The 14,435-nt window shown below is 66.1% G+C and carries 14 protein-coding genes; 7 read left to right on the top strand and 7 right to left on the bottom strand.

The features are described 5' to 3' along the window. Nucleotides 1–468 (bottom strand): bifunctional UDP-4-keto-pentose/UDP-xylose synthase (locus tag BM115_RS14890; RefSeq protein ID WP_143093898.1); only part of this gene is annotated, 468 nt, incomplete at its 3' end. Nucleotides 469–507: 39 nt separating this feature from the next. Then, nucleotides 508–2,280 carry a glycosyltransferase family 39 protein gene (locus BM115_RS14885; RefSeq protein ID WP_369823432.1) on the bottom strand — a complete coding sequence of 591 codons (1,773 nt, stop codon included), beginning with the start codon at nt 2,278–2,280 and terminating at the stop codon, nt 508–510. A gap of 139 nt (nt 2,281–2,419) precedes the next feature. Between BM115_RS14885 and BM115_RS14880 the strand changes: the two genes are divergently transcribed. The 3 genes from BM115_RS14880 to chrA are packed head-to-tail and all read left to right on the top strand — an operon-like array spanning nt 2,420 to nt 5,711. After that, nucleotides 2,420–3,109, top strand: coding sequence for a response regulator (locus BM115_RS14880; protein WP_092295131.1), 690 nt, complete (start codon nt 2,420–2,422; stop codon nt 3,107–3,109). Further along, nucleotides 3,106–4,500, top strand: coding sequence for an ATP-binding protein (locus BM115_RS14875; protein ID WP_092295071.1), 1,395 nt, complete (start codon nt 3,106–3,108; stop codon nt 4,498–4,500). The genes BM115_RS14880 and BM115_RS14875 overlap by 4 nt, the downstream gene beginning before the upstream one ends. Next, nucleotides 4,497–5,711: a chromate efflux transporter gene (gene chrA, locus BM115_RS14870; RefSeq protein ID WP_092295070.1), complete on the top strand. Its 1,215-nt coding sequence runs from the start codon at nt 4,497–4,499 to the stop codon at nt 5,709–5,711. The genes BM115_RS14875 and chrA overlap by 4 nt, the downstream gene beginning before the upstream one ends. Nucleotides 5,712–5,723: 12 nt before the next feature. Here the strand turns inward: chrA and BM115_RS14865 are convergent, their stop codons facing one another. Continuing rightward, entirely contained in the window at nt 5,724–6,152 is a 429-nt protein-coding gene (locus BM115_RS14865; protein ID WP_092295069.1) for a VOC family protein, read from the bottom strand. Nucleotides 6,153–6,244: 92 nt separating this feature from the next. Between BM115_RS14865 and BM115_RS14860 the strand changes: the two genes are divergently transcribed. Then, nucleotides 6,245–6,838: a TetR/AcrR family transcriptional regulator gene (locus BM115_RS14860; RefSeq protein WP_092295068.1), complete on the top strand. Its 594-nt coding sequence runs from the start codon at nt 6,245–6,247 to the stop codon at nt 6,836–6,838. Next, the gene (locus tag BM115_RS14855; protein WP_092295067.1) at nt 6,838–7,479 is read left to right on the top strand and encodes a DUF2459 domain-containing protein; all 642 of its coding nucleotides are present in this window, start codon (nt 6,838–6,840) and stop codon (nt 7,477–7,479) included. The genes BM115_RS14860 and BM115_RS14855 overlap by 1 nt, the downstream gene beginning before the upstream one ends. 54 nt (nt 7,480–7,533) lie before the next feature. On the opposite strand, the gene BM115_RS14850 is transcribed toward BM115_RS14855, so the two are convergent. Continuing rightward, nucleotides 7,534–9,072 (bottom strand): catalase, encoded by a 1,539-nt coding sequence (locus BM115_RS14850; protein ID WP_092295065.1) that lies wholly within the window; start codon nt 9,070–9,072, stop codon nt 7,534–7,536. Between the two features lie 232 nt (nt 9,073–9,304). On the opposite strand from BM115_RS14850, the gene BM115_RS14845 reads away from it, so the two are divergent. Continuing rightward, nucleotides 9,305–10,789, top strand: a complete 1,485-nt coding sequence (locus BM115_RS14845) for an alpha/beta hydrolase family protein (RefSeq protein ID WP_092295063.1) — start codon at nt 9,305–9,307, stop codon at nt 10,787–10,789. A gap of 132 nt (nt 10,790–10,921) precedes the next feature. Here BM115_RS14845 and BM115_RS14840 read toward each other — a convergent pair whose 3' ends face one another. Beyond that, entirely contained in the window at nt 10,922–11,359 is a 438-nt protein-coding gene (locus BM115_RS14840; protein ID WP_092295061.1) for an OmpA family protein, read from the bottom strand. A gap of 34 nt (nt 11,360–11,393) precedes the next feature. Further along, complete coding sequence (locus tag BM115_RS14835) at nt 11,394–12,407, bottom strand: M35 family metalloendopeptidase (RefSeq protein WP_092295059.1); 1,014 nt, start codon at nt 12,405–12,407, stop codon at nt 11,394–11,396. A 471-nt stretch (nt 12,408–12,878) separates the two neighbouring features. Here BM115_RS14835 and BM115_RS14830 point away from each other — a divergent pair, with 471 nt between their 5' ends. Beyond that, nucleotides 12,879–13,187: a hypothetical protein gene (locus tag BM115_RS14830; RefSeq protein WP_092295057.1), complete on the top strand. Its 309-nt coding sequence runs from the start codon at nt 12,879–12,881 to the stop codon at nt 13,185–13,187. A 137-nt stretch (nt 13,188–13,324) separates the two neighbouring features. On the opposite strand, the gene BM115_RS14825 is transcribed toward BM115_RS14830, so the two are convergent. Beyond that, a complete protein-coding gene (locus tag BM115_RS14825; RefSeq protein WP_092295055.1) occupies nt 13,325–14,398 on the bottom strand; it encodes a porin in 1,074 nt (357 codons plus the stop codon). Between the last annotated feature and the right edge of the window lie 37 nt (nt 14,399–14,435).

Here is a 14,435-nt window from a genome sequence, read left to right as displayed (position 1 = left end):
CTGCTTGGAGCAGGCGTAGATCCAGCGCGGCTTGTTGATCGGGCCGTAGACCAGCGGGGACGCTTCCGGGTCGAACTCATCGTCGGCGCACATGCCGTAGACCTCGGAGGTCGACGGGAACACCAGGTGCTTCTTGTACTTCACGGCCGCGCGGACCATCGGCAGGTTGGCTTCGAAATCGAGCTCGAACACGCGCAGCGGGTGACGCACGTAGGTGGCCGGGGTGGCGATGGCCACCAGCGGCAGCACCACGTCGCACTTGCGGATGTTGTACTCGATCCACTCCTTGTTGATGGTGATGTCACCTTCGGAGAAGTGCAGGCGCGGATGGTTCACGAGATCGCCGAGGCGGTCGGAGGCCATGTCCATGCCGTAGACCTCCCAGTTGGTGGTCTCGAGGATGCGGCGCGTGAGGTGATGGCCGATAAAGCCGTTGACGCCAAGAATCAGGACTCGCTTGGGATGCATGGTTTCAGACAGGAACAGAAAGGTAAGCAGGAAAGCCGGTCAGCGCGACGTCGGGCTCGGGGTGGGCACGTTGGTCACCACCACCCGGCGCCAGTCGCGCGCCACCACGTACAGCGGCAGCGTGGGCGACAGCGCCAGATAGTTCTCCGGCGACATCACGGCCATGGCGGGCTGGCCGTTGCGCCAGACCTTGGCGAACGCGGCCATATCGGGCAGCCAGCGCTCCGGCTCCACCTCGGTGCCGAAGGACAGTTCGTCCGCCTCCGCCACCATGGTCAGCGGGTGCTGGACGTAGAACGGCAGGGTGTGATCGAGCATCTTCACGCCATAGAACGGCATGCCCGGGGTGAGCTTCTGCTGGACCAGCGGGGCGATGTCCGCGCCGGACGCCGGGCCGCCCACGGTTTCATGGCCGACCAGCGCCACCGTGAAGCCCAGGTACATGCCGAGCGCATACACGGCCACGCTGGGCAGCACGCCGCGCCGCAGCAGCCAGCGCGCGGCGGCAATGCCCAGCAGCATCACCACGAACGCCGCCGCTGCCCAGATCGCATAGGCGCGATAGAAGGCGTTCGGCGTATGGTTGGCGTTGAGCGTGGCCACCACCGGGCTGGCCAGCAGGCCGCACGCGGCCACGATGGCCATGCCGCCGAGCTGGCGCCGCCAGGCGCGCACGTCGAGGCGGTCCAGCGCCACGCCGGCCAGGATGCCCATCGCCGGGATCACGGGCACGATGTAGCCCGGCAGCTTCGAACGCGACAGGCTGAAGAACACGAAAATGGCGATGGCCCAGATGCCCGCCAGCAGCGCCGGGCGGAAGCGCTCCGCCGCATCATCCGGCTCATCGACTGGCGGCGTACCGATGGCACGCCACAGGCGCGGGAACAGTCCCACCCACGGCAGGAAGCCGCCCACCACCAGTGGCAGGAAGTACCAGATCGGCCCCGGCCGCGAGTGGACGCCCGAGGTATAGCGCTGCCAGTGTTCGTGGATAAAGAAGAAATGCAGGAATTCCGGGTTCCGCACCGATACGAGCCAGAACCACGGCACGGCCACGGCCAGCAGCACCAGCATGCCGGTGAATACGTGCAGCCGACGCCACAAGCGCCAGTCGCGCGTGATGCCTATATAGATAACGAGGACCAGCCCCGGCAGCGCTACGCCCACCAGCCCCTTGGTCAGCACGGCGGCGCCCATCGCCGCCCAGCAGGCGAGCATCCAGCCGCGCCGCGCGCTGGCCGAAGCGGCGGGATGCTGCGCCAGCAGCATGCAGGCGAGCACGCAGGCCATCACGCCGGCCAGCGTCATGTCGAGGGTGTTGAAGTGCGCCGCCACGCTCCACATCGGCGCCGCCAGCAGGGCCAGCCCCGCGAAGGCCGCCGCGCGGATGCCGAACCAGCGCCACGTGGCCAGCATCGACATGACGATGCCAGCCAGCCCGGCCAGCGCCACGCAAAGCCGCGCCTGCCATTCGCCCACGCCCCACAGCGCGTACGTCAGCGCCGTGACCCACATGTGGAACGGCGGCTTCTCGAAGTACTTCAGCGCGTTGTAGCGGATGGTGACCCAGTCGCCGGTAGCCAGCATCTCGCGCGAGATTTCGCCGTAGCGGCCCTCGTCCGGCCCCAGCAGGTGCCGCATGCCGAGCGTGCCGAACCAGACCAGCAGCGCCACGGCGATGAACGCAGCGGCCCAGGCCATGGCTGGCGACCAGGCGCCCAGGCGCCAGCCCTCCAGCGGACGGGCCGGGGTGACGGCGGGCTGCTGAGTGGACAGGGAGGGGGACTGCGGATGAGACTGCGATTGCGGCATGCGCGCGGGGGGACTGGGTGAGACGAGCGCGCAGGTTAGGAGAGCAACCTTAATCCCACATTAAGCGTGCGACGCCGCCCGCGCGGTGCTACGCTTCACGCCGTTCCCCGTGCCGTATGCGCCCTTTTTCGCACCCAAGATGAGAATCCTTATCGTTGAAGACGACCCCATGCTCGGCGACGGCCTGCAACGCGGGCTGAAGCTCAAGGGGCATGCCGTGGACTGGTTCACCACCGGCGCGGAGGCGGATCGCGCCATCGCCAACATGCAATACGACGCCGTGGTGCTCGACCTCGGCCTGCCCGACGACGACGGCGTGGCCCTGCTCGCCCGCTGGCGCCAGCAGGGCTGCCAGACGCCGGTGCTGATGCTGACCGCGCGGGATGCGGTGTCCAGCCGCATCGGCGGCCTCGATGCCGGCGCCGACGACTACCTGATCAAGCCCGTCGATCTCGACGAACTCGCCGCCCGGCTGCGCGCCGTCACGCGACGCAGCGCGGGCATGCCCGAGCCGGTCTGGCACCACGGCGCGCTGGCCTACCAGCCGGCTGCCCGACAAGCTACGTGGCAGGGCCAGCCCGTGGACCTGACTGCCCGCGAGGCCATGCTGCTCGAGGTGCTCCTGGCGCACCCGAGCCGCGTGCTGACGCGCGAATTCCTGCGCGAAAAGCTCTACGCCTGGGAACAGGGTTCGGAGAGCAACACGCTCGAGGTCCACATCCATCATTTGCGCCGCAAGATCCACCCCGGCATCGTCCGCACCCTGCGCGGCGCCGGCTACACGCTCGGCACGCCGGAAGCCATCGCCAGCCCCGGAGACGACGCATGACCCTGCAGCGGCGCCTGATCCTGGCCGTGCTGGTGGGGGTGGCCCTCGCCTGGAGCCTCACCAGCGTGCTGATCTACCTCAGCACACAGGAGGAGATCAACGAGCTGTACGACACCGCCATGGTGCGCATGGCCCAGCAGATGCAGGCCGTGCTGCCGCTGATCAATGTGGGCGCGGTGCCGCAGCCGCCGCCCCAGAACGGTCCCCTGCCCGGCGATGCCGATCTGGGCGACATGGGTGACGCGGGCCTGGGCGACCTCGCCATCGCCGCGTGGCGGCCCGGCGGCGAGCCGCTGCATATCGATCCGGACGGCGACCGCCTGCCCCGCGCGTCGCGTGTGAAGGGCTTCACCAACGTCTCCATCGACGGTGTGCCGTGGCGGCTCTACTACCTCGACGATCCGGTGGAAGGCTGGCGCGTCTGCGTCGGACAGATCCAGGCCGAGCGCGAGGAACTGGTGGTGTCCTACCTCCAGGCCCAGGTGCTGCCGTGGGTGCTGGGCGTGCCGCTGCTGATGGCGCTGGTGGTGTGGGCCGTGCGCGCCACGCTGCGGCCGCTGCGCGCGCTCTCCACTGCCATCGCCGCGCGCGCCCCCGGCGACCCCGCGCCGTTGGAATTGGCCGATGTGCCGCCGGAACTGGCGCCGCTGGTCGGCGCGATGAACACCCTGCTCCACCGCGTCTCGGCGCTGATCGAGCACGAACGCCAGCTCACCGCCGATGCCGCACACGAGATGCGCACCCCGCTGGCCGCGCTCAAGGCGCAGTGGGACGTGGCGCGCCAGTCGAACGATCCCGAGGAACGCGCGCAGGCCTCTGCGAACGTGGAGGCCGGCATCGACCGGCTGAGCCATCTGGTGTCCCAACTGCTGACCATGAGCCGGCTCGAGGACGAGGACACGCAGCCGGTGCGCGCGGCGGTGGACTGGCGCGAGATCGTCCAGCAGGTGCTGTCCGATTGCCTGACGCTGTCCGAGCGTCGCCAGGTGGACATGGAGGTCACGTGGCCGGCGGCCATCCACCCGCCCCTGCCGGTGTGCGGCGATCCGGCACTGCTCGGCATCATGCTCCGCAACCTGATGGACAACGCCATCCGCTACAGCCCCGCCGGCACGCTGGTGACGCTGGCCTTCGCCCCAGACGCGATCACGGTGTCCGACCACGGCCCCGGCGTGGCGCCCGGCCTGCTGCCGCGCCTGGGCGACCGCTTCTTCCGGGGCGTCGGGCAGCGTGAACAGGGCAACGGGCTGGGCATCTCCATCGCCCGGCGCGTGGCCACGCTGCACGGCCTGTCATTAACTTTCGATAACCTCGCCAGCAGCGGCCGCACCGGGCTGCTCGCCACCATCCGCCCCGCCGAGGGCCAGACACCGCCCCCCCAATCGCCATGAGTGCCGTGCCAGACCTCGAACACACAGACGCCCGCGGCAACGCCTGGGCGGTCTTCCTGATCTTCCTACGGCTGGGGCTGACGTCGTTCGGCGGCCCGGTGGCGCATCTCGGCTATTTCCGGGAGGCCTTCGTCACGCGGCGGCGCTGGTTCAGCGAGCAAGCCTATTCCGATATCGTCGCGCTCTGCCAGTTCCTGCCCGGGCCGGCCAGCAGCCAGGTCGGCATGGTGATCGGGCTGTGCCGGGCCGGCTACCGGGGCGCGCTGGCGGCATGGCTGGGCTTCACCATGCCATCGGCCATCGCGCTGATCGTGCTGGCGATGGGGCTGTCGGCCACCGGCAACCATGTGCCGGAAGGCCTGCTGCACGGCCTGAAGGTGGCGGCGGTGGCCGTGGTGGCGCAGGCCGTATGGGGCATGGCGCGTTCGCTCTGCCCGGACGCGCCGCGCCTGAGCGTGATGGCGCTGGCGGCGACGGCGGTCATCGTCGTGCCGTCGCCGTGGTGCCAGGTGGCCGTGATGCTGGCGGCGGGGCTGGCCGGCGCGCGCTGGTTCCGGCCCGCGCAGGCGCAGCCGCACGCGGCGCTGCCGGTGCCCATCGGCCAGCGTGCCGGCGCGGCCTTCCTGCTGGCGTTCGTCGTATTGCTGGTGGCACTGCCGCTGGCCCATCGGCTGTTTCCGAGCCAGCCGTTGGCAATGTTCGATGCCTTCTACCGGGCCGGCGCGCTGGTGTTCGGCGGCGGCCACGTGGTGCTGCCGCTGCTCCAGGCGGCCGTGGTGCCTACGGGCTGGGTCGACAACGACACCTTCCTGGCCGGCTATGGCGCCGCGCAGGCCGTGCCGGGCCCGCTGTTCACGTTCGCCGCCTTCCTCGGCGGCGCGATGCAAACGGCCCCCTCAGGATGGGCGGGCGGCATGCTCTGCCTCGTGGCGATCTTCGCGCCATCGTTCCTGCTGGTCTTTGGCGCGCTGCCGTTCTGGGAGCGGCTGCGCCGCAACGCCGGCACGCAGGCGGCGCTGGCCGGGGTGAACGCCGCCGTGGTCGGCCTGCTGGTGGCGGCGCTGTACTCGCCGGTCTGGACCAGCGCGATCCACGCCCCGGCGGACTTCGCGCTCGCGCTGCTGGCACTGGTGGCCTTGGCCGCGTGGCGGCTGCCGCCGTGGGCCGTGGTGCTGGCCTGCGCGGCGGCAGGCTGGGCGCTCGGGGGCTGAAGTGTCGAGGTATTAGCCCGGCAATGCGCTGGCGTCGTACATCGCCGCGAACTCGGGGCTCGGCGGAATGGGCTGGATGATGTCCAGCATCACGCCGCTGGGGTCCACGGTAATGAAATGGCGCTGGCCGAACGCTTCGTCGCGCAACGACAGCAGGATCGGCAACCCCGCCGCCTGCATGCGGGCGTGCACCGCGTCCACATCCTCCACTTCGAAGTTGAGCAGCAGCCCCGCCGCCCGCTGGCCGCGCGCCGGGGTGGGAATCGTCTCATGCGTGCAATCGAGAATGGCGAGGTTCGTGCGCGCGTCGGCGTTGGACTGCAGGTGCACGTACCAGTCGCTCTCGAACAGCGGGCGGAAATCGACGTGCTGCGTGTAGAACGCCACCGTCTCCGCCACGTTCGTGGTCATGATCACCGGGTAGTAACTCGTTGTTTTCATCGCAAATCTCCGTTGTGGCGCGCCGGCCGGGCGCGGATCGCATAACATACAGCCTGTATCTTTCCAGAATTTATAACATACAGGCTGTATGTATGCAAAGTAAAAAGACCCGTTCGAACCAGGAACGGACAGAAGCGACGCGCGCTGCCCTGCTATCCGCCGCGCGCAAGCTGTTTGTCGAAAAGGGCTATGCGGCCACTTCCACGCCCGAGATTGTGGCGGCGGCAGACATCACGCGCGGCGCGCTCTATCACCATTTCGCGGACAAGCAGGACCTGTTCCGCGCCATCCTGGAGGAGGAGGCGCGCGCCGTGGCCGGGGAGATCGAGCTGGCCGCGCCGGACGCGCTGCCGGTGCGCGCGGCATTGATCGCCGGCAGCGAGGCCTATCTGGCCGCCATGACGGTGCCGGGCCGCACCCGGCTGTTGCTGATCGACGGACCGGCCGTGCTCGGCACCGAAGCGATGTTCGCGCTCGATGCCGCCCACGCGGGCCGCACGCTGCGCGAGGGTCTGGCGATGGCGGTCGGCCACGGGCTGCCCGGCGGCACGCCGATCGATGCGCTGGCCGCCCTGCTCTCGGCCGCCTTCGACCGCACCGCGCTGGCCATCGCATCCGGCGCGGACGCCAACGCATTCCGCGCGGCGATGATCGGCATGATCGAACGGACAGTGGCGCCATCGTGATGCGCGCGTGGCGGTGGCTCGTCGGCAGCGCAATGGCCGCCACGCTGGCAGGCTGCAACGCCACGCCTGCTGCCGCCCCGGTCACGCCGGTCACCACCATCGACGTCGTGGAAGGCGACTGGCACACCGAACTCTGCATCCGCACCGAGGACGCCGATGCGCGTCTGCTGCGGCTGACCGTGGGCTACGCCGGCTCGCGTTTTCTTTGTTTTGGATTTGGGGATCGTCAATACCTGCTGAGCCGCGAGCGCGGCCCGATGACGCTGATCTCGGCGCTGTTCCCCGGAGAAGGCGCCATCCTGCTGACGATCCTGCGGGATACCCCAGCGGCGGCCTACGGCGCCGGTAACGTGGTGCGGCTCGCGCTCGACGAAGCCGGCATCTCGCAATTGCGCGAGTTTCTTGGCGATGCGGTGCAGACGGACGCGTCGGACAAGCCCATCGGCCTCGGGGATGGTCCCTACGAAGGCGGCCTGTATTTCGCGGCCACGGCCACCTACGCGGGCTTCTACACCTGCAATACGTGGACCGCGCACGCCCTGCGCACGGCCGGCGTGCCGGTGCGCGGGCCGGTGCTGTTTGCCGAAGGGGTGATGCGGCAGGTGCGCGAGATTGCGGCGGCGGCCCCGGAGGCGCCCTGAGACAGCTAGCGGGGCCGCCGTCCGCCGTTCTCCTAACGGCGTGGCGTCACGCCATCAGTCCTTCAGCAGCGCGGCGCGTCGTTGCACATCGGCAAGATCGCCGCTGACCGCCTTGGTCAGCCGCTGGCCATAGTCGGCATCGGCCTTGTAGAAGTGGCTCAGCATGATCTGCTTCACTTCCGCATGCTTCACCACGCCGAGGTCGGCCGCCAGGTTGCCGATCAGGTTCTCCTGCCCCGATTTGGACAACTTGCGATAGTAGTCGCCGGCTTGCGTGAAGTTGTCCGTGCGAGCGATCGGCGCCTGCTGGGTCGTGCCCGCCAGCGGCGTGCGTGCAAAGCGATAGTGCGGATTGTCGGAATACGCCCCGGCCATCCGCGACGGCTGGTAGTTGATATCGCCCGTCGTGCCGCCGATATCGCCATGCCCGTCGCTGTTGTAGTTGCGGACCGCCACGCGCGGACGGTTGACCGGCAGCTTCTGCTTGTTGGCGCCGAGCCGGTACGTCTGCGCGTCGTAGTACGAGAACAGCCGGCCCTGCAGCATGCGGTCTTCGGACGGCTCAATGCCCGGCACAAGGTTCGACGGCGCGAAGGCCGACATCTCCGAGGTCTCGAAGAAATTCTCCGGCACGGTATTCAGCGTCATGGTGCCGAGCTTGCGGAACGGCACGTCGGGCCAGACCTTGGTCGAATCGAGTGGATCGAATCGATATTTGCCGAGATCCTCGGGCTTCATCAGCTGCACGTAGAAGTCCCATTTCGGGAAATCGCCCCGCTGGATGGCGCCGAACAGATCGCTGGTGAGGTTGTTGAAGTCGGCGCCCTGGATCTTCGCGGCCTCTGCCCGGGTGAGATATTTCTCGCCCTGGCGCGGACGCCACTGGAACTTGGCGTAGTGCACCTCGCCCTTGGCGTTGATCAGCTTGTACGCGTGCACGCTGTTGCCCTGCATCATCCGGTACGACGCCGGGATGCCGAGGTCCGAATAGAGCTGCGTCAGCATATGGGTGCTCTCCGGCACGCTGCTGAAGAAGTCGAAGAAACGGTTCGGGTCCTGCAGGTTGGTCACGGGCGACGGCTTCAGCGAGTGAACCATGTCCGGGAACTTGATCGCGTCACGGATAAAGAAGATGGGCGTGTGGTTGCCCACCAGGTCCCAGTTGCCCTCGTCCGTGTAGAACTTGGTGGCGAAGCCGCGCGGATCGCGCACGGTCTCGGGCGATCCCTTGCCGTGGATCACCGTCGAGAACCGCACCGTGACCGGCGTGCGCTTGCCAGCCCCGGCGAACACCTTGGCGGTAGTCAGGTCCGAAAAATCGCCTTCGGACACAAATTCTCCCTGTGCTGCAGTGCCGCGTGCGTGCACCACGCGCTCGGGAATCCGCTCCCGATGGAAGCGCTGGAGCTTCTCGATCAGGTGGACGTCCTGCAGCAGCGTGGGACCGTTCGGGCCGGCGGTCTGGGAGTTCTGGTTGTCGCCGATGGGCGCGCCGTTGTCGCGCGTCATGGTCTGGGCACCGGCGGAGAGGGAAAACAGGGCAGCAAGGCCGTAAGCGACGGGTCTGAGTGCGAATCGTCTGAATCGAGCCATTTTGTGGGTCCTCGGAAATGCCTGAAAACAGGCAAGTGAGGGGGCGCCGCGCCATCTTATTTGGCCCGCCTGCCACGGCGCCAATTGTGATGTTCAATGACCCTGATGCATTGCATCAATCGATGCGCCGCACCATTTCTTACACCCGTTTGAGATGTTGGATGCCGCGTGCGCCAGCGCTACAGTGACGCGGCTTCACCTATCGAATAAAAACGAATTCCAAGGAGACATCATGCATCGAGCTGTTTCGCAGGCAGCCCTGTTCGTCGTGGCCGGCCTCCTCTTGTCGGGATGCGGCGGTAGTGACGATCCACCACCTGCTCCGCCTGTCGCCGAAACCCCGCCGCCCACCGTGCAGCCCGAGGACGCGCGGCCGCAGGACACCCGCACGTTCACCATCGACACCGCCGCCGTGACGCAGAAATTCACGCCGATGGCGGGCGCACCCGCCGCCGACCGCTGGTCCGGCGTGCTCGGCAAGGCCGGCTACATGGTCGAGGTACCTGCGGCCTGGAACGGCAAGCTCGTGATGTATGCGCATGGCTACGCCGGCACCGGCAACGCGCTCGACGTCAATCCGCCAAGCATCCGCCGTCACCTGCTGGAAGCCGGCTATGCCTGGGCCGCGTCCAGTTATTCAACGAATTACTATGACGTGCGGGCCGGTGTGGAAGACACGAACGCGCTCGCGCTGGCCTTCGTCAACATCGCCAAACAGAACGGCCGCACGCTGGCCGCGCCGACGCGCGTGTACATCATCGGCCATTCGATGGGCGGCCATGTCAGCGCGGCAGCCGTGGAAGCCGAGACGATCGCCACGGCCAACCACAAGGTCACGTACCACGGCGCGGTGCCGATGTGCGGCGTGGTGGGCGACACCGAGCTGTTCAACTACTTCGGCGGCTACCAGACCGCCGCCCAACTGCTGGCCAACGTGCCGGCCACGTCCTGGCCCGTGAGCAACTGGGCGCAGATCGTGACCTCGGTGCAGGCGGCGCTGTTCACCACCTACCCGGTCACCAACACGGGCCAGGGCGAGAAACTCCGCCAGATCGTCAAGAACCTGACCGGCGGCGAGCGGCCGATGTTCGCCATCGGCTTCAGCGGCAGCCCCGCCTCCAAGAGCCTGCAGGACGCGGTCTGGAGCACCTTCGGCCAGGATGGCACGGTCAACGGCGTGCTGACGCAGAACGTGGTGGACACCACCGGCCTGACCTTCCAGATGGATGACGACGCGGCGCTGACGCCCGAGGAGCAGGCGATCAACACCTCGATCTTCCGCGTGAAGCCGGTGGCCGACGCCAACCGCCTGCGCCGCGACGGCCTGCGCTGGATCCCGAAAACGGCCGCGCAGATCAGCGTGCCGGTGCTGACGCTGCACACGCTGGGCGACATGTACGTGCCCTTCAGCATGGAGCAGATCTACAAGCGCCGCGCGGACGCCAACGGCACGGCGAAATGGCTGGTCCAGCGTGCGATCCGGGGCATCAGCCACTGCGATTTCACCGTGGCCGAGCAAGTGCGCGCGTTCGACGACATGGTGGCCTGGGAGCAAACCGGCACCCCTCCCACCGGCGACGACGTGCTGACGCCATCGGTGGTGGCCAACGCCAACTACGGCTGCAAGTTCACCGACAACACGCTGGGGGCGGACGACTCAGACACCAACAAGGCCCTGCGGCAGGGGGCGGCGATGGCGGCGCCTTGTTTGCCGTAGGTTTGGGAGAACGAAGGATTAACAGAGCCGTCTTTGAGGCGGCTCTGTTTTTGGCGGCGAGGATCCCCGCTATCAATGCCGTTCGCCGCAATATCCAGGTGATATTGCGGCGAACTGGGGGCGAACCGGGGTCTACCTGGCAGCCTCCTCCGCAGCCCGCCACGCAGGGCAGCATTTCTCGTCGCGGCAGCAATAGTTCGGACAACGCGCATCCACATCGATCCGCACCAGGTCCGGACCGTAATGCACGGACGCCGCATAAATGGGCCGGAATTCCGTGTCCTTCACATTATTGGCACTGAGGCCGAATTTCAGCAGCAGATTGCGAACCTGTTCGACCCTGGCCGTTGCCAGTTCACGAGATCCATCCTCGCTTTCCCAAGCCGTCAGGTACACGTCGAAACCTGAGAAGAAATACTTCCGGGTTGCGATTCGCCATTCGGCGAATCGCTTGATCTCCTTCGCGGTTACCGTTGCGGATCCCGGTTCGAAGTGAACGCGATATTGCCTCTCATAGACGATGCAGGCAGCGACATTCAAGCTTGTTAGAGCGAAGATGAAAGCTGCCATTAGTTTTTTCATATTTACCATGATTACGATGCCGTTAATCGGAGACATTCGATATATATGCAGCAATGCTGTCGGAATTATTAAATAGAAATTTATTTCGATACTTTGATAGTAGGCGGGAAATCTTGATACTCGAATAGGTATCCGCGCTATCCATCGCGGCGGGAAAATGAGAAACTTCATGAACAAAGACCGTGACCATGCTGTCATCAGGCTCCACCACACCTCTATGGCGGATGGCTTCGATCGGTAAGTAGCAATATGTGACACCGATAAAAATCGTAAACGTCTTGTCGGCCTTGCATACGCTTGCCCACGCCGGCTCGTCCCCTTCTCTCGCCGCCGGGATACAACCTACTTTACGCATGACTTCTTCGCTGAAGCGGCAGAAATTCCGTTCTGTCAACCCGAGGGAGAGTTGCCGAATTCGCTGAATCCCCTCGCGCAGGCGCTTTCGAATATCCGGGGTAGCGTCCACAAACCACATGCGAACCCGTTCCTGATCCGCCTCGTTCCAGCGTTGCAACTCAATCAACCGCTGGTCCATATGCGCAACGGCGATGTCACGAACCCGCAATACCGTGGCATGGAATTCGGCATTGGTCATATTGGGGCAGATCATCGTCGGGTCGGCCGCGTAGGCGGCGCGACTCGAAGCATCGGGGCGGGCTTCACCGCTAGGCTCACTCGCCAGCTTGTTGTGGGCTTGCGGTTTTTCCGATGTTCCCCCCACATGCTCACCGGCGCGCCCGCCGCTCGTGACCTCCGTGGACATCGTGAACTGCGATGCAAACACCCGCGGCTTTTCCTTGCATTGGCAATACACGCGCGCGCCTTCCACCAGCACGGATTTCCCCATGTCGGTCCAGCGTGGATCGCAGTCGTTGTAGACCGGGCCGCCGACCTTGCAGGCGGGGCAGGTGGCGTGGTCCCCTTCCAGGCCAAGGCGTTTGCCCATGTTTGTAGAATCGCTGGTGGCGATCAGCCAGCCACCAGTGCCGGTGCGGCTCGCCCCATCCAGCATGTGCCGCTTGTCGTTTCGCATCATGTCCTCTTCCATTCATGGTAAGAGCACACAGCATCACGTGACGCGATTGAGGCGGTCTATAGCAGTTCTCTGAATTCGCGCGGCGTGCGGGGAGTTTCCCGCGGCGGCTTCCGAATCGTCGTGGGACTGCAATGGAAATGTGCCGGCGCACAAACAAATAGAGCCGTCCTTAGGACGGCTCCGATTCCCCGCTTGCTTGGCAATCCACCCGACCCATCCCGTAGCTCTATGGCTTGTCGTGGATATCGGTCAGGCGGTGTTTTGTCGGACCCGTGGCAACCCCTCCGGTCGCATTATTCAGTGCGATATATACAGCGGACGCGACAAGATGACATTCTGCGCACGCAATATTTCCGTAATAAGTCGCAGTGGGGCAGCATCGCGCACATCCACTGTCTGCTGACGCAAATTTCGAAAACTACGCGACCTGATCCATCGTTAGAATGAAACGGCCCTTAACTCGGAGTTGCCATGAAACGCCATCCCATTGCCGTGACGGAAACGACACCAGAGGGCCTAGCTGCCCTCGTCTATCACCTTGCCCATGGTGCCAGCCAGGGGCAGCTCGACCCGGAATTCGTGCGTAAGCTTGCCAAGCGCGTTGGCAAGGAGCTGGAGGCCATGGAAGCCGCCGACATGTTGTCGCCGCACGACAAGACGCAGTTGCATCAGGCCATCAACACGCTGTGCCACACCGCTGAAGCCGAAGAGGGTGCGATGTTGACCAAGGCGCTGGAGCGCCTGCGCGCCGAGGACGCGAGCCACGCCCGTCCCATCTGATCCATTTCCGCGCCGCCCCCAATACCGAACACAAAAAGCAGAACGCCCCTTCCCGCCAAGCCGGGTAAGGGGCGTTGTGCTTTCCGGCAGGACGAGGGGAAAGGCCTCGCCTGCCGGCTCTCGCTCAAACGTGGTGCTTAGAAGCGATGACGCACGCCGACGACTGCGCCGGTCTGGTTCTGGCCGGCCACAGCCGTGCCAACTCCGCTCAGGCCCAGGTTGGACGTGCCCTTGTTGCGCACGTAGCCAACGTTCAGGTAAGCGTCCGTACGCTTCGAGAACGAGTAGTCGGCCGACAGGACAAACATCCACGGATCGTTGCCGCTGTCGTTGGCATCGGTGTAGTACGCGGCGCCGGTCAGCGACAGGGCCGGCGTCACGCGGTACAGGCCGCCGAGCCAGTAGACGTTGCTGCGGGTCGCTGCCGTGGCTGCGGTAGCGATGCCGTCATCGCGCATCCAGCGGTAGCCGGCAAACACCTTGGCCACGCCGAAGTCGTACGACGAGCCCACGGCCAGGCGCTTGGCAGCGCGGTCGGACGTAGCCGACGTGGCGCCCTGGTACTGGTCATACGCCGTGCCGATCGAGAAGCCGCCGGCGGTGTAGGCCACGCCTGCGCCCACGTTGCGGCCAGCCTTGTAGTCGCCCGGCAGTTCGCCCGGCGAGCCAGCCACGGCGTCACGGCCCGTGCTGTAGAAGGCCGTGGCGGTCAGGCCGCCGAACTTGCCGGTGTACTTCAGGGCGTTGTCGGCGCGGCCGTTGAAGCCCGAATCGACGCTGTTCAGCGAGTAGCGCGGGCCCACGCCCATCGGGTCATAGGCACCGAACAGGTCGTACAGCGAGTTCTGCTGGCGACCCAGGGTCACGGCGCCGAAGCTGCCTTGCAGGCCGACGAAAGCCTGGCGACCGAACAGGCGGTTGCCCTGGCCGGACACGCCGGTGTCAATATCGAAGCCCGATTCCAGGGTGAAGATGCCCTTCAGGCCGCCACCGAGGTCTTCCACGCCACGCAGGCCCCAGCGCGAGCCGGACAGGTTGCCCGAGTTCATGCGCACGGCCGTCTGACCATTGCCGCCCGGCACGTGGGTCGCCACTTCTACGCCGGCGTCGACGATGCCATACAGCGTGACGTTGGATGCGGACTGGGCGAGGGCTGCGCCGGACGTTGCGCAGGTAGCGGCTGCCGCCAGGGCAAATAGAGCTTTCTTCACTGTGGTTTCTCGTTTTGTTAAGACATTGAGATGCTTC

It is taken from the genome of Cupriavidus sp. OV096, from assembly GCF_900115455.1.
GTDB lineage: Bacteria > Pseudomonadota > Gammaproteobacteria > Burkholderiales > Burkholderiaceae > Cupriavidus.
The sequence above is the reverse complement of the archived record's forward strand: the minus strand, read 5'-3'. Positions and strand labels throughout refer to the sequence as shown.